The organism is Arthrobacter sp. ISL-5, assembly GCF_018613835.1.
Classification (GTDB): domain Bacteria; phylum Actinomycetota; class Actinomycetes; order Actinomycetales; family Micrococcaceae; genus Arthrobacter.
The window spans coordinates 1-20,020 of the sequence record NZ_JAGGPM010000062.1 but is presented as its reverse complement, the minus strand read 5'-3'; the positions used below and the strand labels follow the sequence as shown (position 1 = coordinate 20,020).

Genomic DNA, 20,020 nt, shown 5'->3' with positions numbered 1-20,020 from the left:
TTCCTGGCGGGAGTTACGACTCGCCAGGAAACCGGCCGCCAATTAATCTCGTCATGTGCTCCGCCGTGGCAAGCAGGGGCTCCAGCCAGGCTTCACAGGTCTCCAACGGCATGCGCAGGGTGGGTCCGCTGATGGTCACTGCCCCCACCAATCCGGCTGCCGAGTCGAATACGGGAGCCGAAAGGCCCGAAGCTCCGTCTTCGCGCTCACCCACAGTTATCGCAAACCCGTCCACCCGGGTCTTCTTGACTGCGGCTTCCAGATCCTCGGAGCTGGTGATGGTGGATTCCGTGATGGGTTCCAAAGGATCCCGCAGGACGGCGTCCATCAGCTCCGGATCCCAGGCCAAAAGCACCCGCCCCGCTGAGCCGGCGTGGAGCGGAAGCACCTTGCCAAGATGCATCTCGCGGCGAAGCGCATGGCGCGTGTCTGCCATGGCCACGCAGACGCGGTAATGCTGCTCTGCCTTGAAGAAGCACGCAGTCTCGCCTGTGGTGTCACGCAGCGTCTTGAGGAGCGGGCTCAGGATGTCTATGACTTCCATTCCGCGGGTTGCCGGAGCCGCCCAGTACGCCATTCGCATTCCGATGCGGTAGGCATCTTCCTCCCGGTCAAGGAATCCCTGAGAGGTCAGGTTCGTGACAAGCCGCTGGACCGTGGAAGTCGGCATTCCCGTGTACTCGCGGATGTCGCTCAGCGACAAAACCGGTTTGGAGAGGGAGAAAGCATCCAGGATGGAGGTGATTTTTCCGAGAACAAGCAATGGGTTGCTGCTGGACTTCGCAAGAGCATCGGACGCCGACATAGAACTCACGCTAGACGCTGGCGGCAGCCGAATCCACTCGCCTCCCCGCAGGGACGACCGGCTGGCTGCGGGCACAGGGGCGAGGGAGGGGGAATGGACCAGGAGCAGTTGTGGAAGGGCAGGGATGGAGTTAACTTGGGGCATGCCCAAATCGCCCGAGCACGAGCTCATGATTGAGCTTCAAGACCTGATCATCGGCACGGAAACGGTGGCTGGTTTCCTCAGTGGCCTGTCAATCGTGGCCGCAGGGACCATCAGCCGCAGCGCCGGGACACCTGTGGAGTGCGGCGTCACGCTCAAGCGTAGGAGGGCGACGAAAACGGTCGGCGGCAGCAGCGACCGAGCGATCCTGTTGGACAAGATCGAGCAGCGCATCGGCCAGGGACCCTGCATCGAGGCGCTCCGGATCAAGTCACCTGTCCTCCTCAATGATGTCCGCAGTGATCCGCGGTGGCCGGCCTATCAGGAGCAGCTCGTCGCAGAAGACTGCCTGAGCGTCCTTGGTGTGCCGCTGGAGCTGAACGAGGACTCCGCCGCGGCGCTGAACTTCTTTGCGCAGTCACCCGGTGTCTTCACCGAAGCGACCGTCCGGCAAGCTGCCGGGTTCGCAGACATCGCCGGCGGGGCAGTGCGGCTCGCCGTGAAAGTCGGAACGGTGCAGGACGCGGCGCAGGACTTGCAGGCGGCGATGCGCAGCCGCACCGCGATCGACCTCGCCTGCGGCATCATCATGGCCCAAAACGGCTGCACGCAGGCCGAGGCCATGGACATCCTGGTCAAGGTCTCCAGCCACCGGAACCAGAAACTCCGCGACGTCACCGAGGAGATGATCGTCAAGATCTCCGGCGTTAAGCCCGTCACGCACTTCGACGGACATCAAGCTCTGCCCTAAGTCACGGCAGACGCCTCACGCACAGGATTACTCCAGGCGAGCCACCTAGCCCCGTTCCCGGGCGGCCCGCTCAGTCTCCTTGGCCGGCGTCGTGCCTTATTTTTTGGCAGGTTTGCTGACGATGGACGCCGGCGGTTTGGGGAAGGCCTTAGCCGGGTACAACTTGGCTACTTTGAGCATGTAGTTGGCCCACTGGGGGCCCGCGATCATATAGCCGTCGATGCGGCTGTAGAACTTGCCGTTGACGGTGATGTTCTGCCCCGGCCGTTTCTGGCCAGCCAAGGCGTCCCCGAAGAAGGAGGCCGTGGCCATTCCCGTGGTGTAGCCCAGCACCCACGTGGCGCTGTTGGTGTTGTTGGTGCCGGTCTTGGCTGCCACCGGGACGCGGCTCTGGACCTTGGGGTTGATGTAGACGCCCGAGCCCTTGGTGAGCATGTCCTGCAGCGCCTTATTCACGCCGCGGGCGACGTCCCGGTCCACGGCGTCGCGGCAGTCGGGGTCCTGGTGGGGGAATGCCCGTCCGGCGGAGTCGGCCACCCGCAGGATTGCCGTCGGCGCGCAGTAACGGCCGTCGGCGGCGAAGGTGGCGAAGGCGGCAGCCAGGCCCATCGGCGCCACTTCAGTGCCGCCCAAGAGGTTCCCGAGCTGGTGCATGTTGATGGGAGTGCCGTCCAGTCCGCTGCGGAGGCCCACCGCATTGAACATGTTCTGGATCCCGCAGAAGTCCAGTTGCGCCGCTTCGGCGAACGTGGCCGTGTTGATGGAGTTGTAGAGCCCGTAGTCGGCCGGCATCTTCCGGTAGTAGCCGGCGGAGGCGTTCTGCAGGTCATCGGCCGTTTCCAGGCCTGCCCTGCGTTGCTTGGTGCTGTAGCCGCCCAGCACTTTGGCGCAGGAGGACCGCCAGCGGAAACCCAGCGGATACTCGCGCCGTGAAGCGTCCACGACTTCCGTCATCGCCCGTCCCTGGTGCAGCCATTCGGCGAACGTGAACGGTTTCACCGTGGAGCCGGGCTGGAATCCGCCGGCGCCGTTGAGGTCATTGCCGTTGGGGTCCTTGGCGTCCACGTTGAAGTTCAGCTGGGTATCGAACTTTCCGCGCTGCGGCAGGAATACCGTGTTCTGCGCCATCGCCAGGATTTTGCCGGTGCCGGGCTGGAGCGTGACCAGCGAGGCGCCCCACTTGCCGGGATTCGGCCCGGCCGTGGCGTTCACCTGCGCCTGGGCCGCTGCCTGCAGCCGGCTGTCCAGCGTGGTGGTGATGGTCAGCCCGCCGCGGCGCAGCTTCTGCTCCCGGGCCTCCATGTCTGCGCCGAAGGCCCGGTTGTTGAGGATCAGATGGGAAACGTAGTCGCAGAAATACGGTGCCATGGCCGCTGCGGCGCAGCCCTGCTTCGAAGGCTTGATTTTCAGCCCGACACCGGTGGCGACGGCGGCGTCATGCTGTTTCTGGCTGATTTTGCGCTGGTCCAGCATGGCGTCCAGGACCTGGTTCCGCCGTGCGATGGAGTTCTCCGTGTTGGTCACGGGGTCATAGAAGCTCGGGCTGTTGACCAGTCCTGCGAGCAGCGCCGCCTGGGGCAGATTGAGCTTGCTGGCCGGAACGCTGTAGAAGTATTGGGCGGCCGCCTCGATGCCGTAGGCAATGCGGTTGAAGAAGACAATGTTCAGGTAGCCCTCGAGGATCTGGTCCTTGGTGAACTTCGTCTCCAGCGCCATCGCCAGCCGCATCTCACGCAGCTTGTCGCCGATGTTCTTCTGCCCGCTGAGGATCACCTGATCTTCACGGCCGGAGGAGATCTTGGCTTCATTGGCCACATTGGTGACGTACTGCTGGGTCAGGGTAGACGCGCCCTGCCTCTCTCCCTGTGTCAGGTTGCTGGTCAGTGCCCGGAGAACACCTTGGGGGTCCACCCCGCTGTGCTCGTAGAATCGGCTGTCCTCGATCGCGACGATCGCATCCTTGATGTAGGGGGACATGTTCTTGAGCGGGACCCGCACCCGGTTTTCCTCATAGAACGTTGCGACGACCTTCCCGTCCGCTGTCACCATCCGGGTGGTCTGCGCCGGCGGCGGCACGGCAAGCTCTGTAGGAAGTCCGTTGAAGAAGCTGATCGATCCGCTCACCGCGGTGCCGGCAGCGGCGACCTGCGGAACCAAGTACGCTGCCACCAGCACGCCGCAGATGCCGCTGAGGAGTACGAATCCGAGCATCCTTGCCAGAAACGTACGAAACCGGCTTTTCCGTGCCATGACTGCAGCTCACACCCCGTCCGATGTGACACCAGAATACGCGCCATAAAGCATGCGATCCAGACATGGAATTCAGTCCTGGCGGGCTCTCCTATACGAGCAACCGGAGCGGCCGTTCGCCCAGCTGCACGGTGATCTCCTGGCCCCAGGACGCGGTGAGGCGGTCATCTTCCATGCCATCACCGAACACCACGAGTTGATCGGAGCCAACGGTAATCCCGAGTGTCTCTCCTCTTTCCAGGACGCCCTCGGTCAGTGACGTTCCCGTGATGGGCGAGGGCCAGGCCTCGCGGACGAACCACGCAAGGCGGGGGTCCGAAGGCGCAGGCAGGGCACGTCCTCCGCGGTCGAGGGCGATGGAAGCACACCAGCCTGTGGCGCCCGTGCCGGTGGAGACGATCAGCCCCGACGAGGAATGGCGCTCGCTCCGGCCGTCCGGCGTCGTGAGCTGGTACCGGGCCGACTGGTGCGAGGCGTGGCCGATGAAAACCTCGTTGAGTCCGGAGAGTTCCTGCCCGTCGTCGAGCCGCGCTGTCACTGTGGCGAGCTCCTGGCAGCGCAGCCGTTCGGCCGTGCCGGCGCCCTGCAGCAGCCGGGCGGTCGCATCGGGGCGGTGCCGGACCAGGACGCCCGGATTGGCTCCCGGTTCCGGATCGATCCCGATGACGGGCTGGCCGTTGAGGTACTTCGCCACGTTCGCCACGAGCCCGTCCTGGCCCACCACGGCGATGAGGTCCTCCGGTGCGAGCAGGAACCGGCTCAGGTCCGCCCGTTCCACCTCGGCGTGGCGCCATTCGGGCGGAACGGCGGCACGCACCGTTGCCAGGGCCGCCGCGAGCCGGTCATGCCGCTCCTGTACGTCCTGGATGCTGCGGCCCCGCGTGCGGAGGAAGAACTCTGCCTGGCCGCGGGTGGCGTGCCGGTCCAGGAGTTCCTGGAGTTCGGTCCGCCGATGGACGATGACGAGGCGGGGGTTTGCCATGACCGGATCCTACTTCTCGCCCGGGCCGGCAGTCCCGGCCGCCGCGCGGGCTGGGGCACCCGCCACCGCGCCGCCGGCAGGTTCCCTGAACAGCCCGGCAAGCGCGCCGCTGAGGAGGTCAGGCGTGATCGTGAGGTTCCCGATATTGGGCAGGGAACCGGCCGCGTCCCGCAGTGCCAGGGCCAGCAACGTGGCCTGCTCCATGCCCCGGTAGACCTCCATGGTGGCTGCTTCGCGTGCCGCGGCAGCCTCGCCCACCAGCCGGATCTGGTTTGCTTCGGCGGCGGCGCCTATTCCCTTTCGCTCCGCGGACCCCTGCGCCTCGATGAGCCCCGCGGCGGCCTTTTCTTCGGCAGCGCGCCGGGCGTTTGCGCCTTCCTGGGCCACCAGGTGTTCGCGGCGGGACGCCAGTTCGATCTGGCTCGCCATCTCATTCTCGGAAATGGTCCGCTCGCGTTCGACGGCGACGGCCCGCCGCTCGTACACGGCCCGGTCGGCTTCGGATTGGAGCTTTTCGCGCACCGGCGTCTGCAGGGCCCGTTCGACGTCGGACTCGGGCCGGACCGCGAGGACCTGGACTCCGAGGATCTCGATGCCGGTGGAGAGCAGCCGGGCGTCGGAGCGCAGCGCGTCGCTGAGGACCATGCGGAGCTGGCTGACTCCGCGCTCCAGTGCTTCGGACAGCGTGGTGGTGGCGATCTGGTCGATCGCGTGGCTCTGGCAGAGCTGGCCGATGATCGTGGACACCTGCTCGCGCCCGGTGGCCGGCGGGGCGCCGGCAGCCTGGAGGCCGAAGTCGAGCCGGTTGGAAACAGCCACAGGATCGATGAAGCGGTAGGTCACGTTGGCTTGGACGCTCACGTCCTGGTGGTCTCGGGTAATTGCGTGGAAGAGCGTGGGCAGTTCCTGGTCGTCCACGGGAACCTCGCTCAGCACGGAGTTCGCAGGACGGAACCAGAACGCCTGTCCCACGCCTTGGTGCCTGACCTCGCCCTTCTGCAGGTGCACGACGTAGCCGGTGGGGCTGCCAAGAAGGTGGCTGACCCAGGGGTAGCGCTTGATGGTGGCCATGATGTTCTCCTTTACCGCTCCTAGTTGTCGTCGATCTGACGATAACTGAACGATAAGGGTGTTCGGGATTTATTGTCAAGGTGACGATAATTGCCTACGATGGCTTCATGCCTGAAACGCGTACGGCGCCAGCGCGCTTCCCGGTCACCGTCGACGTCGTTGCCCTCACCGTGCGCGACGGCGAGCTGAACGTCCTGCTGATTACCCGCCTTATCGATCCCTTCCGCGGCAAGCTCGCCTTGCCCGGCGGTTTTGTCCTGGCGGGCGAGGAGCTGCTCGAGGCGGCGGGCCGGGAACTTGCGGAGGAGACCGGCGTCGAGCATCTTCCGGGCCATTTGGAACAGTTGGGGAGCTACGGCCCGAAGGGGCGCGACCCGCGCGGGGATGTTCTCACCGTGGCTCACCTCTTGCTCGCGCCCAACTTCCCGGTCCTGTCCGCCGGGAGCGACGCCGAGCACGCCGCGTGGTACCCGGTCAGCCAGGTTCAGAACGGCGCCCTGCAGCTCGCCTTTGACCATGAGCGGATCCTGGGTGACGCCGTGGAGCGGGCGAAATCGAAGCTCGAATACTCGCCATTAGGGGCGGCCTTTTGTGGCGAAGAGTTCACCGTGGCGCAGCTGCGGACTGTCTATGAGGCCGTCTGGGGCACACGCCTCGATCCCCGGAATTTCCACCGCAAGGCCACGGGGACGCCCGGCTTCCTGGAAGACACCGGGCGCACCACCACGGGAGACGCCGGCCGCCCGGCGGCGCTTTTCCGGCTGGCCGGTGCCGCCCGTCCGGCTGCCGGGCAGCCGACGCGGGCCGTGCTTAACCCGCCGCTCATGCGGCCGCGCGACTGACGCCTCGGGGCCCCGGCCCCGGCGCAACCCAATGTGACGGCCCTTCTTCGCCGTTTTGGAGCTCAAAGTTAGGTTAGCCTAAACTGCTCATGGCCTTCACCGGTCATGACACAATCCTCTGCCACGTCTGCAGACATTGAATCTAGGTGGTTTCGTGCGCTTTTCCCTTCCCTCGTCGCTGTCCCTGGGGCTCGTGGCGCTGCTGTCACTGTCGGGCTGCGGCTTCAGCGGCTCCTCAGCGGGAACCAAGCAAGCGGCCAACACGGACCAGCGAATCGTCGTGGACAATTTCCGGGCGCCGGTGGCCAACTGGGCGCTGGAGAGCGATGCTGCCTACATTCTGTCCCTTTCCGGATGCCTCGAGACCCTGACCCGCTACGACGAGTCACAGGGAAAGATCGTGCCGTCGCTGGCCACGGAGTGGAAGCAGGTCTCTCCCCTCGAGTGGGACTTCACCATCCGCGAAGGGGTCACGTTCCAGGATGGAAGCGCGCTGACCGCTGCCGCCGTGGCCGGCTCCCTGCAGCATGTCCTCGGGGCGGCAGTCCCGGCCCGGGCCTTCAACCCCAAGGTTGTCAGCGGCGTCAAGGCGGTCGACGACCGCACCGTACGAGTGACCACACCGACCGAGAGCCCGCTGGTTCCCTACCGACTCGCGAGCGTCAACACCGGCGTCCTGGCCCCGGCAGCGTTCAAGGGCGAGACGGTGGACCCGTTCGGCCACTGCACCGGACCCTTCGAGCCGGTATCCGAAAAGCCCAAGCAGTCCCTGACCCTGGACCGCAACGAGGACTACTGGGGCGGAGAAGTGCAGCTTGCCGGCGCCGAAATCCGGTTCATCACGGACGGGGCGGCCCGCGCCGCGCAGGTCCAGACGGGCGAAGCGGACGTTTCCCTTTCCATTCCCGTCTCCGGCCTGGCCGCATTGGAGGGAGACTCCAACGTCAAGGTCCTCAAGGCCGATTCGCCGAGGACCGCCACGCTGTACATGAATAACGGAAAGGCGCCGTTCCACGACGTCGACTTCCGCAAGGCGGTCCGCTCGGCACTCGATCTGGATGCCCTGGCGGGAAGCGTCTATGAAGGTGCGGCCGTCGCGGCCCGCGGCCCCTTCGCCCCTTCGGAGCCCTGGGCCATTGAGGGTGCCGAGGCGCCGAAGCAGGACCTTGAGGCGGCCAAGAAGCTGCTCGCGTCCGCCGGCTACACCGCTGACCGCCCGCTGGAGATCGTCGCCATCGTTGAGCGCGCGGAGTTCGCGGACGTGGCAACGGTCATCCAGGACGACCTGAAGGCGGTGGGCGTTCCTGTCAAGATCCAGACCAAGGAATACGCCGCGGTGGAACCGGACCTGCTGGCCGGCAACTACGACATGGTGCTGAGCCAGCGCAACCGGCTGATCGACATCGCCGACCCCATCGGATTCCTGACGGCGGACTACACCTGTGACGGCAGCTACAACCTCAGCCACTTCTGCGACAAGGACTACGACGCGACGATCGCCAAGGCAGCCAAAACCGCGGACGCGGAGGAGCGCTACCGCCTGTATGCAGAGGCGGGCCAGATCCTTCAGGACCAGGCCGTGAACGTGTGGCTCGTCAACGAGCAGGCCATCGACGCCGTCCGCGCCGACCTCCAGTCCCACGTCCAGGACCCCCTGTCCCGCTATGTGGTCAGGGCGGAAACGGCCAAATCCGGATCGTGACCGTGACCGTCCCCGCTGATAGTCGACAAGAACGGGCTCCGGAATGATGCCGTTCCTCGCCCGGAGAGCGGCGGCCCTTGTGGCCGCCGTTCTTTTGGCGTCCTTCACCGTCTTCCTCATTCCGTACGTGACTCCGGGGGACCCCGTGCGGAAGATCATCCGGTCCCGCGTGGCCGGAGATGTGATCGACGACTCCGCGGTGGACGCCTTGAGTCTCCAGCTGGGCCTCAACGATCCCCTGTGGACGCAGTACCTCCGCTGGCTGGGGAGGCTCAGCAGCGGCGACATGGGCCTGTCCTACACCAGCCGCACTCCGGTGGCCGAGCAGGTGCTGCCGGCACTCTGGATCACGCTCAGCCTGGTGGTCCTGGCGCTGGGCGCGGCGGCCGCCATCTCCGTGGCCCTTGGTGTCACGGCCGCCCTGCAGGAGGGCCGCCCTGCGGACAAGGTGATCACCGCGGTCACCCAGGCGTTCATCGCGCTTCCTGAGTACTGGCTGGCACCGCTCTTTGTACTGGTCTTCGCGCTGCAGCTTTCCGTGCTGCCCTCGGCAGGATGGGAAGGGCCGCCCTCCGCGGTCCTGCCCGTGGCCGTCCTCGCCCTGCGGCCCACGAGCTACTTCACCTCGGCGGTGCGCGAGGGAGTGCTGGAGGCGCTGAGCGCGGAGCATGTTGCCGCCGCGCGAAGCCGGGGACTCTCCCACCTCCAAACCGTGTGGAAGCATGTGATCCCCAACGGCCTGCTGCCCCTCACCACGTTGGTGGCGGTGTGGTTCGCGGGGCTGCTGGGCGGGTCCGTCCTCGTCGAGGTCATCTTCGCGATTCCGGGCATGGGACGCTTGCTGTTCGACGGCGTCCTGAACAGCGACATTCCCCTGGCGCAGGGGGCGGTGGTGGTGGTCGTCGGGCTGGCCGTCCTGCTGACCACGGCCGCGGACCTGGTCCATGGCCTCCTTAACCCCCAGATCAGGATGAGCCATGCGTAAACTGCCCGTCCACGTCCGGGTCGCCGGGTCGGTTCTGCTCCTGATCGTGCTGTCGGTAGCCCTGGCCGCATGGATCGCGCCCTACCCGCCGGCCGAACAAAGCCTTGCCGCCAGGCTGGCAGCGCCCAACACCGCCCACTGGCTCGGCACGGACCATCTGGGCCGGGACACGCTGAGCCGGCTGCTCGACGGCGGCCAGTTCTCTTTGACAATCGCCGCCCTGGCCACGGTGCTGACGGCCGTAACGGGCACCGCGGTGGGCGTGCTCAGTGCCCGCCGGCGGGGCTGGCTGGACGAGTTCTTCACCCGCACCAACGACGTCCTCCTGGCGATGCCGGAGATGGTGGTGGCACTATTCCTGGTGGCCGCGCTCGGCACCGGCTATCCCTCCCTGCTGCTGGCCCTCACCGTGACAGGCTGGACGCCCTTCGCCCGGCTCGCCCGCGCACTCGCCTACGACGTTTCGGCCCGCGGGTTCATCGAGGCGGCCAAGGTGGTGGGCTGCCCGCCCTCATTCATCGTCCTCAGGCACATCCTGCCCCACCTCGCCGGGCCGCTGCTCGGACAGGCCACGCTCCGGTTCGGCCAGTTCCTGATCAACGTCGGGGCGCTGTCATACCTGGGGCTCGGGGTGCAGCCGCCGCAGTCGGACTGGGGGTCGATGCTCGCTGCAGCCCAGCCGTACGCGGTGCGGGCACCGTTGACGATCCTCGTCCCCGGCCTGGTGATCTTCGCCGTCGCTCTCTGCGTCACCTTGATCGGGCAGCATGTGTCCCGCATGACCGGAAGCCGCCTGCTGCTGTCAACGGTTCCAGCACGGGCGGTGGCGCATGCCTGAGGGGCTGATCATCGAAAGGCTGCGCATCAGCCACGGGGCAGACTCCCGGCAGGGTTCCGCGACGCGGATCGTGTCCGAAATGGACCTCTCCGTGGCACCGGGAGAGTTCGTGGCCCTGGTGGGAACCTCGGGGAGCGGCAAGACGATGACCGCCCTCTCGGTCCTGGGCCTGCTGCCGCCCCGGATCCACGTCGAGTCCGGTTCGATCCGGTTGGGCGGCACGGATCTGAGGGCTGCCGGCGAAGCGGAACTCAACCGTGTGCGCGGAGGCCGGATCGGCATGCTGTTCCAGCAGCCCAAGCGCATGTTCAACCCCCGGAAGACCGTCGGCAACCATTTGGCCGAGCCGCTGAAGCTTCATCGCGGGCTTCGGGGACGCAGCGCCAGGATGCAGGCGCTGGACCTGCTGGCGGAAGCAGGATTCGAGGATCCGGCGTGGTGCGCCCGTGCGTATCCGCACCAGCTGTCCGGAGGTATGGCCCAGCGGGCCATGCTCGCCGTCGCCATGGCCGGGCGGCCCGAACTGTTGCTTGCGGATGAGCCGACCTCTGCCCTCGACAAAGTGCTCGAGCTGCAGATCCTGGAGCTGATCGGCCGGCAAAGGCACAGCCACGGGCTGGGCGTCCTGTACATCACCCACGACCTCGCGACAGTGTCCGCCTTCGCCGACCGCGTAGTGGTGATGAAGGCCGGCCGCGTCCAGGAGTCAGGCCCCGTCAGAACGGTCCTGGACACTCCCCGGACCACATGCACCAAAGACCTGTTGCGGGCTTCGGCTCTTCCCGCGGCCCCGGCACCCTCGGCTGCCCCTTCGCGGACGGTCCTGGACCTGCACAGTGTCACCAAGCGGTTCCGGTCAAACCGTCGCAGCGCCCGGCCGGCCCTGGAGGACGTGTCGCTCGACTTCCGGGAAGGCGAGATCCTCGGAATCCTGGGGCAGTCCGGATCCGGCAAAAGCACCCTGGCACGGCTGATCCTCGGGCTTGAAACGCCCGAAAGCGGAAGCATCACCCGGTTCCCCGGCACGAAGGACAACCGGTCCGGGACATCCGGCACGGAAGTTCAGCTCGTCTTCCAGGAACCGCACGACGTTTTCGACCCGCGCATGAAGCTCCGCACCAGCCTGGAAGCTCCGTTGCAGCAACGCCGGGACTGCACGGCCGAGGACCGCACTGCGCGCATCGATAAGGTTGTTCGGGAGGTTGAACTCGACCCTGCGCTGCTGGACAGGTACCCCAGCCAATGCTCGGGAGGCCAGCTCCAGCGGCTCACGATCGCCAGGGCGCTTCTGCTGGAACCGGCGGTCTTGATCTGTGACGAAGCCACGTCGGCCTTGGACGCGGTGACGCAACGCAAGGTCCTTGACCTGCTGCTGCGCCTGCACCGCGACCGCCAACTCTCCCTGATCATGATCTCCCACGACATGAACGTCATCCGATACATGAGCCACAGGGTGGCCGTACTCTTTCAGGGCGCTCTGGTCGAGGTGGCACCCACGGCAGAGTTCTTCGCCCATCCCCAGCACGGGCACAGCAAAGAGCTCGTCGCGGCGGCACTCCCCGTCCCGCAGGCGGCCAGGGCATGTCAGCACGTTGCAAGCACCATCCGGGTTCCTGGCGCCCGTGACCTGGTCAGCAGCCCGGATCCAAGGTGAAGTGCAACTGATCAATGCCACTTAGTTCGATGCCATTTAGCCGCTACCGGGCTGAAACGCGGACCCTGCTCGGCGCCCAGCTCGTTTTCAACCTCGGCTTCTACGCAGTCATTCCCTTCCTTGCCGGCGCCATGGGCGACGAATACGGCTTGGACGCCTCCTTGGTGCCCGCACGTTCAGCCAGCAGGGGATGTTCCTGGTGGGCGGCCTCCTGGCCGACCGGTGGGGCGCCCGGCGGGCGATCCTGCTCGGTTGCCTCGTCCGCATCGCCGGCTACGCCGCCCTGGCGGCCGCCTCCAATTTCAGTTTGTTCCTCCTCGGGGCCGTGCTCACCGGCGCCGGCGGGGCCTTGTTCTCGCCGGCTTTGGAGGCCCAGCTATCCCAGGCCGATCGCGTCACCGAAAGCTCCAAGTCCGGAAACTCCGAGTCCGGAGGGAAGAAGGGCCGGTGGTCGGTTTTCGTCTGGTTAGCGGTCACGGGGGAAATCGGTGCGGGTCGACGATTGGCTGACGCTCATCTCCACAGGCATTGCCATGGGCATGTCCTCCGAAGCGACCGCTACGCAGTACCCAAGGCCCGGGGTGGTCTACAAAACCGTCCGCGACGCACCGCCGATATCAGTGTTCCTTGCATTCTGGAAAGATGGCCCGTCACGTCTCATTGCCGACTTCGCGCGCCTGGCCCGGCAAGCATTTACCGAAACTCCGGGTCAGGCCTGACAGGCGTTACCTAGTCACTGGCTTGGGTCTCGCCTGCCGGCGGCCACCCGTTGCGTCCGACCTGGTGACCGGGTCGCGAAGGTGGTCCAGCAGCGCCTTTTCCGGGTTCCCGGGATTATCCGCCAGGTGCTTCAGGAGGCCGGCGCGGACTTCCGGACGCACGGGTGCAGATTCCGAGAGAACGTCGAGAATGATGTCGATAATCTGTTCGCGAAGGGCGGTGCCGCCGATAGCATCATGCGCACCCCGGTCTGACTCGGGGAGATCCTGTACGCGGTCACCGGCAGCTTTCCGCCGGGCCTGAGACTTGGTGGGCATTCCGGCTCCTTTCCTCAGCCTGACACGCTGGTCCTGCCACTGCTTCCATGATGAACGCCCAGTCTGAGTCGTGGGTGAGACTTGCCTGAGAGTCTTCTCATCGTCGGTGCCACCGTGTCAGGATCGGTTATGCCCCACCGCCTGATGCTGCTGGACACCGCGTCGCTGTACTTTCGCGCGTTCTACGGCGTACCCGACACGATCCGCCGCGCCGACGGCATCCCCGTGAATGCTGTTCGCGGGCTGCTGGACATGATCGCTCGGCTCACCACCGACTACGGCGCGACGCATCTCGTTGCGTGCTGGGACGACGATTGGCGTCCGCAGTGGCGGGTCGACCTCATCCCGACCTACAAGTCGCACCGGGTCGCAGAGGTGGTGGCCGATGCGCCCGACGTGGAAGTCGTGCCCGACGCGCTCGAGGCGCAGATTCCGATGATCCGCCGGGTGCTCGACCTCGCCGGCATCGCCGTCGTGGGGGCTGCCGACCATGAGGCGGACGACGTCGTCGGCAGCTACGCAAGCCATGCCGAGCTTCCGGTCGACGTGGTGACGGGCGACCGCGACCTCTTCCAGGTCGTCGACGACGACCGTCAGGTGAGGGTGATCTACACCGCGCGCGGCATGAAGAACCTCGAAGTCGTGACGGACGCCGTCGTCGTCGGCAAGTACCGGGTGCTGCCCGTGCAGTATGCCGACTACGCGACCCTCCGCGGCGACGCGTCCGACGGCCTTCCGGGCGTCGCCGGCATCGGCGAGAAGACCGCCGCGTCGCTGCTCGGCGAGTACGGCACGCTCGACGGGCTGCTAGCGGCGTCGGCGGATGCCGGAAGCGGGCTGTCCGCCCCCGTGCGGTCGAAGCTCGCCGCGGCCGCCGACTACCTCGCAGTCGCGCCCGCCGTCGTGAAGCTCGTCCGCGACCTCGAGCTGCCCACGCTTGAGGAGGCAGGCGCGCAGCTGCACCCTGTCGCCGGCGATTCGCGGGCCGAACTCGAGCGCCTCGCCACCGAATGGAACCTCGGCGGCTCGGTCAAACGACTCCTCGACGCGCTCGATCTTCGGCACTGAGGGGGAACCCCGCTCTGTTCCAGGCATTCCCTCCTGCAACGGCCCGGTGTACTCTTGCCTGCGTCCGAACCGGATTCTGTTGCGGAAGCAGGGTGAAACCATGGCGCAGTCGGAAATAGCCCAGGCGATCAGTAGGTCCCGGCAGTACCTGAGGGACAGTCCGGAGAAGGCGCGCTCCCGCGACTCGATGGCCACGGCGGTGCTGGAAGACGGACTCCGCGTGCGCATTGACGGCCCGCGCGGCTGGTCCCTGGTGACGGATATGGCGCCAGGCGTCGGCGGGCGGGGTTCCGCGCCTCCCCCTGGATGGATGCTGCGCGCTGCAAGTGCCGCCTGCCTCGCCTCGCTCATCGCCATGCGAGCTGCGGAGACGGGGGTGACGCTGTCCCTATTGGAGGTCGAGGTGGACAGCGAATCTGATGACCGCGGCCTGCTGGGACTCGACGACGACGTTCCGGCGGGGCCCCTGGGTCTGCGAACAGTAGTGCGGGTGGCGGCCGAGGACGCCGACGAGGCCACCCTCCAAGCCATGGTTCGCTGGGCTGACGAGCACTCTCCCGTTGACGACGCCGTCCGCCGCGCGGTCCCGGTGGAACTGGCCATTGTGGTTGGCCGGTGACCACCGCAAAGGAAAGGCGGACGACGGCGGGTCCTCCCGCCGTCGTCCGCCTTTGTTGTGTTTTGCGTGGGACCTATGCCCGGAACGAGGTGTGAGACAGACCGGTCTGTCTCCGCTCCTTCGACGTAGTAAATTCCTCTGGTCGCCACGCGCGCACATGGGTAGAATCCGCACTGTCGCTCCCCGGATCGGCGGCACCGGGATCCGACGGCCCGATCAACGAGCGGTCTGCGAGGCGGAGGCATTTCCCAAAGGCCTGGACCGCGGAAGCCAGGAGCAAGTCATGAACAGGGTTGAAAAAGGCGTAGTCAACGCAGCTCTGGTCGCCGGCCTCGTGGGCGGCGGCATCTATCTCGCCATGGGCGGACCCGTCAGTGCGTCATCGTCGAATCAAACGGACAGCCGGTCGGCAGCCCAAGGAGGCCACCAGGCCAACGGGATCACGGAGCAGCTGCTGACAGGGACGGTGGCAGCCAGGGTGAAGGCGGCTGCCATCGCAGCAAACCCCGGGGCAACGGTCCAACGCGTCGAGACCGACGCCGAGGGCGCCGCCTACGAGGCACACATCATCAAGGCGGACGGCTCACCAGCAACCGTGAAGCTGAACGCTTCATTCACCGTCACCGCCACGGAGGCGGGACGCGGACACTAGAAGCGTCGACGACGGAGGCGGACGACGGCGGGAGGGCCCGCCGTCGTCCGCTCTACTTTCGTCCTGTGCCACTGTCACCGAGGTGCTCGCTGAGCGCGTCGAGGATCGGCACTTGCCCCTTCACTAACTTGGTGCGGGCTTCGGATTCCGTGAACCACCTCGCGGCATCGATCTCGGGATAGCTCTGCACCACGCCCGATCCTTTCGGCCATTCCAGCGCAAACGTGTTGCTCACAATTTGCTCGGGCTGGAAGTCCGCCTCGGCCGCGAAGGCCGTGATGAGCTTGCCGGAGGGTTGCCGGAAAGTCCCCAGCTGCAAGTAGTCAGCCGCCGGCGCCGGCGTACCCATTTCCTCGGCAAATTCACGCAGGGCGGCGGCCAACGGATCCTCGGCTTCGAGATACTCGCCCTTGGGAATGGACCAGGCATGGGTGTCCTTACGGGACCAGAACGGCCCGCCCATATGCGCAATCCAGACCTCCAGCTGAGATTCCGGGCTCCGCCGGTACAGCAGGATGCCTGCGCTTCGAACCGTCATTTGCCCTCCACGTCCCAAGGCTATCGGTAACCATTGTGCCGCGGGGGCATTCGGCTCTATGGTGAGGGCGTTCTCACCCAAGACCAGGAGGAACGATGTCCGGCGAGCCAGTATTCTTTGAAATCGGCCTGGAAGATCCCCAGCGGGGCAAGGCGTTCTACGGGGCGCTCTTCGGCTGGGACTTCACTCCCGGACCCTCCGAAGGCGGAGGATTCATGATCGGCACCCCGGGGATCCCCGGCGGCATGCACGGCGGCGACCCCGGAGCGGTGCCGTACATCTTCTTCCGGGTGGACGACATGGACGCGGCCTTGGACCGCGTGCGGAAGCTCGGCGGCTCGGTCGATGATCCTGAGCTCGGGGACGACACGGGTGCCGGGGAGTACGGAAGGTTCAAGCTCTGCAAGGACGATCAGGGCTCGGCCTTCGGACTCCACGAGCCGCCACGGCCGGCTGCCTAGACTCCCGGCGCCGACGAATCGCTTGGTGGGTCGGGTGACTTGCTACCGCAGGGCTTTGCTGGCCGCCGCCGCTGCTTTGCTTTTGTGCGGGTGCGCCAATGGCGACCCTTCCGGGGAGGTCTCCGGCAAGGTCCTGTCCGCGCCGTCCTGCCCGGTTGAACGCGTCGGTGAGGAGTGTCCGCCGCGCCCTGTGTCAGGCGCCGAGGTGGTCGCACTGGACGGAGACGCGGTCCGGGGCTCAACGCTCACGGACAGCTCGGGCACTTTCCATCTCACATTGCCTGAGGGCCGTTATGTAATAAGAGCCACCAACGCAGGCGGCTATGCTTCGACGGCCACAGAGCAGGTGGTGATTTCGGATGCTCCTGTGAGCGTCACGCTGATTGTTGACAGCGGGATCCGCTAACGCAAGAGGACGACGGCGGGAATCTCCCGCCGTCGTCCACTTACCTTTATGGCGCCGCGTGGCCTAGCGGTTCAGGCTGACCGTAAAGGTGTTCGGCCCGCTGCAGGTGACCGCGATGCTGTGCTTGGGGGCGTTGGCCCGGGTGGAAAGGTCGTGCACGGCTGCCTCCAGTGTGTGGTCAATCGCAGACCGGTCCCAGATTTTCAGCGTTACGGAGTCAGTGGTTTCGAACGTCATTATTCGGTGCCTCATTCATAAATTCGGTCATGGGCCATCGCATCGGTGCGAAGCCCGGAACGGGTCAATCCGTGAACGATCGGAGACCTAGTGCAGCTCGGCTGAGCACACACTGGTTTGGCCTCGTTGCGTCCACCAGGTTGGTTCTAACTTTTGCTTCTAAGCCACTGCGACGTCTACGCGTTAGAGTGAACCGTCAGGGCTGCGTCGGCTGGGAAATCGTCTTCTCATCCGTCCATTCCATGATGCCCGGCGGGGCGTTGACGCCTCAAGCGGATTTCCGATCATTGCAGGTGAGTCTCGTCACAGCGTGCTGAAGGGGCTCCGATGAGAGCCACGTTTTCGCGGGTCCGCCGCGGCGCCGGACAGTCAGTAGGCCTTGACCCGTTGTTCGACGACGAGGTGGATCAGGGCAAACACCCCGTTCCGATCGATGGCTTCGAACGCGGCGTCGAGGGCCGCCGGGACGTCCTTGTCCTGGGTGACCGTGACGCCGAAACCGCCGAAGGCCCGGGCCATGAGGCCGAAGTCGGGGTTCTTCAGCTGCGTGCCGGAGACACGGGACGGGTAGTGGCGTTCCTGGTGGGTGCGGATGGTGCCGTACTCCTGGTTGTCCATGACGATGATCAGCGGCGTGGCGCCGTACTGGGCCGCGGTGGCTAACTCCTGGCCGTTCATGAGGAATTCCCCGTCGCCGGCGATGGTGACCACCCGGCGCTGCGGGTTCGCCAGTGACGCGGCGATGGCCGAGGGCACGGAGTAGCCCATGGAGCCGTTTCTGGCGCTGATCATCGAGGCGTAGCGCCGGGTCGGGAAGTACCGGTGCGCCCAGTTGGTGTGCTCGCCCGCCCCGAAGGTAACCATGGCGTCCTCGGGCAGCCGCGGGACGAGGTTAGCCATGAGTGTGTCCATCCTGGCAGGTCCTTCGCCGGGCGTGGCCGACGGCAGGCCGGCGAAAGACGCCTGCTCGGCGCGCATCCTGCCCGTCCACGCCTTCCACTCCTCCTTCACGGGCAGCTCGATGTCAGCGAGATCCCGGACGAATGCGTCCGGTTTAGCCACTATCTGCCGCGAGACCGGGCCTGAGCGGCCGCGCAACGAGGGATCTATGGTCACCAGGAAATTCTTCTTGTTCCAGTCCTGCCTGCAGACAAAACCGTCCGTGATGACATCCCCCGGGACCGTGCCGACGAATACGAGCAGGTCGGTTTCCTCCAATAGGTCGTACGTGGGGCGGGGGCGGCCGTAGCCGATCGGACCGACGTATGACGGGGAGTCGAAGGGCACGGTTCCCTGCGTCCGCCATTCCGCGGCAGCCGGGATGTGGTGCCTTTCCAGCCACTCGGTGAGCTGGCTGGCCGCCTCTTGGGTCCAGTCGTTGCCGCCGGTCACAAAGAGCGGCTTCTTGGAATGTGCCAGTGCGGTGGCGAGTGCCTCGGCATCCGTGGTGCTCATACCGCCGGCGGCCACCGGGATGGCGGGGTGCAGGGCCGGATCCACATGCTGCCGGATGATGTCTTCCGGCAGGCCGATGACGACGGGACCCGGCCGACCGCTCATGGCCGCGAACATGGCTTCGGCCACGATCTCGGACGCCCGCTCGGCATGGTCAAGGACCATGACGCGTTTGGCACCCGTGTCGAACCAGGCCTTGATATCGAATTCCTGGAACGCTTCGCGATCACGGTGGGCAAAGGGGATCAGCCCGACGAAGAGCAACATTGGGGTGGAGTCCTGCCAGGCGGTGTGGAGCCCGACATGGGCGTTGGCCGCGCCAGGCCCCCGCGTGACCATGGCTACGCCGGGACGCTGGTTCATCTTGCCGTCGGCCTCGGCCATGTAGGCGGCGCCGCCTTCATGCCGGCAGACCACGGTGTCGATGTCCGAACCGTGCAGCCCGTCCAGCACGTCCAGGAAGCTCTCGCCGGGAACAACGTAGGTGCGTTCAACGCCGTGGGCCACGAGGGAGTCAACAATCACGTGCCCGGCGGATTTCAGGGCGCTACCCCGGGTCGGGCTGCCGGTCGGGCTGCCGGTCGGGCTGCCGCCCGGGCTGGACGGAGCAGCCGATGGGGTTGGCTGCGCTGCGCGGTGGTTGGGGTTTTGGCCTTCGAACGGATGCGTGTGGGTTGCGGTCATGGTGGGTGCGGACTCCGTTGTCATCACTACTTGTCTTCTTGGGTTGGGTGTTGGTTTACGTGCGTTGGGTGGAGGCGCCGGTGGCGCCTAGTCGGTTTCCGGTCCGGTGCAGAAGAAGCAGCCGTCCTCGCAGCTGTCGTTCGTCTGGCTGTCCGTGGGCGGCCGGTGGTGCTGAAGGCTTAGCAGGTTTCGTCGGTTCATGGCGGGCTTTCGGTCGGTTGTTGTGGGGTCTAGGGGGTGTGGAAACCGGGACGGTCGCGGGACTTGCTACCGGATTGGAGTCCGGTTTGCGACCACGGGGGACATGCCGGTGAAGCCGTCGCGGGTTTCGGCGATGTCGTGGATCCGTTTGCGGCAGGCGTACCAGCCGGCGACCATGAGGGCGCAGGCCACGAGGGTGACGAGCAGGGTCAGGGGTGAGTCGATGAAGACCATGATGAGCACGCCGACGAGGAAGAGCAGGGAGAGGTAGCCGGTGTAGGGGGCGCCGAACATCCGGAAGGAGGGGCGTTTGAGCCAGCCCTTGTCGGCCCAGCGTTTGAGCTGCATCTGGCACAGCACGATGGTGGCCCAGGTGACGATGATGCCGACGGAGGCGACGTTGAGGACGATTTCGAAGGCCTGGGAGGGGACGAGGTAGTTCAGCGGGACGCCGAGCAGGGAGACGCCGGCGGTGATGGCGATGCCGCCGTAGGGGACGCCGGCTTTGTTCATGCGCTGGGCGAATTTGGGGGCGGAGCCGGCGACGGACATGGAGCGGAGGATGCGGCCGGTGGAGTACAGCCCGGCGTTGAGGGAGGACAGGGCGGCGGTGAGGACGACGAGGTTCATGATGACGTCCA

General features: G+C 66.1%; 19 protein-coding genes and 1 pseudogene. 11 read left to right on the top strand and 9 right to left on the bottom strand.

Features of this window, described 5'->3' with window-relative positions:
• Positions 1–13 precede the first annotated feature (13 nt).
• Positions 14–805, bottom strand: a complete 792-nt coding sequence (locus tag J7I89_RS24395) for an IclR family transcriptional regulator (protein ID WP_214975877.1) — start codon at positions 803–805, stop codon at positions 14–16.
• A gap of 142 nt (positions 806–947) precedes the next feature.
• Here J7I89_RS24395 and J7I89_RS24390 point away from each other — a divergent pair, with 142 nt between their 5' ends.
• Positions 948–1,697 carry a GAF and ANTAR domain-containing protein gene (locus J7I89_RS24390; RefSeq protein WP_214975875.1) on the top strand — a complete coding sequence of 250 codons (750 nt, stop codon included), beginning with the start codon at positions 948–950 and terminating at the stop codon, positions 1,695–1,697.
• 96 nt (positions 1,698–1,793) lie between these two features.
• Here J7I89_RS24390 and J7I89_RS24385 read toward each other — a convergent pair whose 3' ends face one another.
• The 3 genes from J7I89_RS24385 to J7I89_RS24375 form a co-directional block, all read right to left on the bottom strand.
• Positions 1,794–3,908, bottom strand: coding sequence for a transglycosylase domain-containing protein (locus J7I89_RS24385; protein ID WP_251045809.1), 2,115 nt, complete (start codon positions 3,906–3,908; stop codon positions 1,794–1,796).
• A 130-nt stretch (positions 3,909–4,038) separates the two neighbouring features.
• Positions 4,039–4,929, bottom strand: a complete 891-nt coding sequence (locus J7I89_RS24380) for a hypothetical protein (protein ID WP_214975871.1) — start codon at positions 4,927–4,929, stop codon at positions 4,039–4,041.
• Positions 4,930–4,938: 9 nt separating this feature from the next.
• Complete coding sequence (locus tag J7I89_RS24375; protein WP_214975869.1) at positions 4,939–6,000, bottom strand: SPFH domain-containing protein; 1,062 nt, start codon at positions 5,998–6,000, stop codon at positions 4,939–4,941.
• 107 nt (positions 6,001–6,107) lie between these two features.
• Between J7I89_RS24375 and J7I89_RS24370 the strand changes: the two genes are divergently transcribed.
• From J7I89_RS24370 to J7I89_RS24350, 5 genes are all read left to right on the top strand, one after another.
• The gene (locus J7I89_RS24370; protein ID WP_214975867.1) at positions 6,108–6,842 is read left to right on the top strand and encodes an NUDIX domain-containing protein; all 735 of its coding nucleotides are present in this window, start codon (positions 6,108–6,110) and stop codon (positions 6,840–6,842) included.
• A gap of 154 nt (positions 6,843–6,996) precedes the next feature.
• Entirely contained in the window at positions 6,997–8,544 is a 1,548-nt protein-coding gene (locus tag J7I89_RS24365; RefSeq protein ID WP_214975865.1) for an ABC transporter substrate-binding protein, read from the top strand.
• Between the two features lie 43 nt (positions 8,545–8,587).
• Positions 8,588–9,529 (top strand): ABC transporter permease, encoded by a 942-nt coding sequence (locus tag J7I89_RS24360; RefSeq protein WP_214975863.1) that lies wholly within the window; start codon positions 8,588–8,590, stop codon positions 9,527–9,529.
• A complete protein-coding gene (locus J7I89_RS24355; protein ID WP_214975861.1) occupies positions 9,522–10,367 on the top strand; it encodes an ABC transporter permease in 846 nt (281 codons plus the stop codon). The genes J7I89_RS24360 and J7I89_RS24355 overlap by 8 nt, the downstream gene beginning before the upstream one ends.
• Complete coding sequence (locus tag J7I89_RS24350) at positions 10,360–12,021, top strand: ABC transporter ATP-binding protein (RefSeq protein WP_214975859.1); 1,662 nt, start codon at positions 10,360–10,362, stop codon at positions 12,019–12,021. The genes J7I89_RS24355 and J7I89_RS24350 overlap by 8 nt, the downstream gene beginning before the upstream one ends.
• A gap of 725 nt (positions 12,022–12,746) precedes the next feature.
• Here the strand turns inward: J7I89_RS24350 and J7I89_RS24340 are convergent.
• Positions 12,747–13,058: a hypothetical protein gene (locus J7I89_RS24340; RefSeq protein WP_214975857.1), complete on the bottom strand. Its 312-nt coding sequence runs from the start codon at positions 13,056–13,058 to the stop codon at positions 12,747–12,749.
• A 129-nt stretch (positions 13,059–13,187) separates the two neighbouring features.
• On the opposite strand from J7I89_RS24340, the gene J7I89_RS24335 reads away from it, so the two are divergent.
• From J7I89_RS24335 to J7I89_RS24325, 3 genes are all read left to right on the top strand, one after another.
• Positions 13,188–14,126 (top strand): 5'-3' exonuclease, encoded by a 939-nt coding sequence (locus J7I89_RS24335; protein ID WP_214975855.1) that lies wholly within the window; start codon positions 13,188–13,190, stop codon positions 14,124–14,126.
• 100 nt (positions 14,127–14,226) lie between these two features.
• A complete protein-coding gene (locus J7I89_RS24330; protein WP_214975853.1) occupies positions 14,227–14,745 on the top strand; it encodes an OsmC family protein in 519 nt (172 codons plus the stop codon).
• A 283-nt stretch (positions 14,746–15,028) separates the two neighbouring features.
• Positions 15,029–15,397, top strand: coding sequence for a hypothetical protein (locus J7I89_RS24325; protein ID WP_214975851.1), 369 nt, complete (start codon positions 15,029–15,031; stop codon positions 15,395–15,397).
• A 52-nt stretch (positions 15,398–15,449) separates the two neighbouring features.
• On the opposite strand, the gene J7I89_RS24320 is transcribed toward J7I89_RS24325, so the two are convergent.
• Positions 15,450–15,935, bottom strand: a complete 486-nt coding sequence (locus J7I89_RS24320; protein WP_214975849.1) for an NUDIX domain-containing protein — start codon at positions 15,933–15,935, stop codon at positions 15,450–15,452.
• Positions 15,936–16,030: 95 nt separating this feature from the next.
• On the opposite strand from J7I89_RS24320, the gene J7I89_RS24315 reads away from it, so the two are divergent.
• Positions 16,031–16,396 (top strand): VOC family protein, encoded by a 366-nt coding sequence (locus tag J7I89_RS24315; protein WP_214975847.1) that lies wholly within the window; start codon positions 16,031–16,033, stop codon positions 16,394–16,396.
• Complete coding sequence (locus tag J7I89_RS26075; RefSeq protein WP_374102047.1) at positions 16,281–16,802, top strand: carboxypeptidase-like regulatory domain-containing protein; 522 nt, start codon at positions 16,281–16,283, stop codon at positions 16,800–16,802. Before J7I89_RS24315 ends, J7I89_RS26075 begins: the two co-directional genes overlap by 116 nt.
• A 63-nt stretch (positions 16,803–16,865) precedes the next feature.
• On the opposite strand, the gene J7I89_RS24305 is transcribed toward J7I89_RS26075, so the two are convergent.
• From J7I89_RS24305 to J7I89_RS24295, 3 genes and pseudogenes are all read right to left on the bottom strand, one after another.
• Positions 16,866–17,039, bottom strand: coding sequence for a hypothetical protein (locus J7I89_RS24305; RefSeq protein WP_181038652.1), 174 nt, complete (start codon positions 17,037–17,039; stop codon positions 16,866–16,868).
• 369 nt (positions 17,040–17,408) lie between these two features.
• On the bottom strand, positions 17,409–19,202 hold the full coding sequence (locus J7I89_RS24300; RefSeq protein ID WP_251045807.1) for a thiamine pyrophosphate-dependent enzyme: 1,794 nt from the start codon (positions 19,200–19,202) through the stop codon (positions 17,409–17,411).
• 243 nt (positions 19,203–19,445) lie between these two features.
• Positions 19,446–20,020: pseudogene (locus J7I89_RS24295) on the bottom strand (amino acid permease); the annotation flags it as partial.

What these genes read in the sequence shown, in the direction of transcription:
- J7I89_RS24325 (WP_214975851.1), top strand. Translation starts at nt 15,029, where the DNA reads ATGAACAGGGTTGAAAAAGGCGTAGTCAACGCAGCTCTGGTCGCCGGC.
- J7I89_RS24340 (WP_214975857.1), bottom strand. Translation starts at nt 13,058, where the DNA reads ATGCCCACCAAGTCTCAGGCCCGGCGGAAAGCTGCCGGTGACCGCGTA.
- J7I89_RS24320 (WP_214975849.1), bottom strand. Translation starts at nt 15,935, where the DNA reads ATGACGGTTCGAAGCGCAGGCATCCTGCTGTACCGGCGGAGCCCGGAA.
- J7I89_RS24315 (WP_214975847.1), top strand. Translation starts at nt 16,031, where the DNA reads ATGTCCGGCGAGCCAGTATTCTTTGAAATCGGCCTGGAAGATCCCCAG.
- J7I89_RS24305 (WP_181038652.1), bottom strand. Translation starts at nt 17,039, where the DNA reads ATGACGTTCGAAACCACTGACTCCGTAACGCTGAAAATCTGGGACCGG.
- J7I89_RS24300 (WP_251045807.1), bottom strand. Translation starts at nt 19,202, where the DNA reads ATGACAACGGAGTCCGCACCCACCATGACCGCAACCCACACGCATCCG.
- J7I89_RS26075 (WP_374102047.1), top strand. Translation starts at nt 16,281, where the DNA reads ATGATCCTGAGCTCGGGGACGACACGGGTGCCGGGGAGTACGGAAGGT.
- J7I89_RS24395 (WP_214975877.1), bottom strand. Translation starts at nt 805, where the DNA reads ATGTCGGCGTCCGATGCTCTTGCGAAGTCCAGCAGCAACCCATTGCTT.
- J7I89_RS24350 (WP_214975859.1), top strand. Translation starts at nt 10,360, where the DNA reads ATGCCTGAGGGGCTGATCATCGAAAGGCTGCGCATCAGCCACGGGGCA.
- J7I89_RS24380 (WP_214975871.1), bottom strand. Translation starts at nt 4,929, where the DNA reads ATGGCAAACCCCCGCCTCGTCATCGTCCATCGGCGGACCGAACTCCAG.
- J7I89_RS24385 (WP_251045809.1), bottom strand. Translation starts at nt 3,908, where the DNA reads ATGCTCGGATTCGTACTCCTCAGCGGCATCTGCGGCGTGCTGGTGGCA.
- J7I89_RS24330 (WP_214975853.1), top strand. Translation starts at nt 14,227, where the DNA reads ATGGCGCAGTCGGAAATAGCCCAGGCGATCAGTAGGTCCCGGCAGTAC.
- J7I89_RS24335 (WP_214975855.1), top strand. Translation starts at nt 13,188, where the DNA reads ATGCCCCACCGCCTGATGCTGCTGGACACCGCGTCGCTGTACTTTCGC.
- J7I89_RS24360 (WP_214975863.1), top strand. Translation starts at nt 8,588, where the DNA reads ATGATGCCGTTCCTCGCCCGGAGAGCGGCGGCCCTTGTGGCCGCCGTT.
- J7I89_RS24375 (WP_214975869.1), bottom strand. Translation starts at nt 6,000, where the DNA reads ATGGCCACCATCAAGCGCTACCCCTGGGTCAGCCACCTTCTTGGCAGC.
- J7I89_RS24355 (WP_214975861.1), top strand. Translation starts at nt 9,522, where the DNA reads ATGCGTAAACTGCCCGTCCACGTCCGGGTCGCCGGGTCGGTTCTGCTC.
- J7I89_RS24370 (WP_214975867.1), top strand. Translation starts at nt 6,108, where the DNA reads ATGCCTGAAACGCGTACGGCGCCAGCGCGCTTCCCGGTCACCGTCGAC.
- J7I89_RS24390 (WP_214975875.1), top strand. Translation starts at nt 948, where the DNA reads ATGCCCAAATCGCCCGAGCACGAGCTCATGATTGAGCTTCAAGACCTG.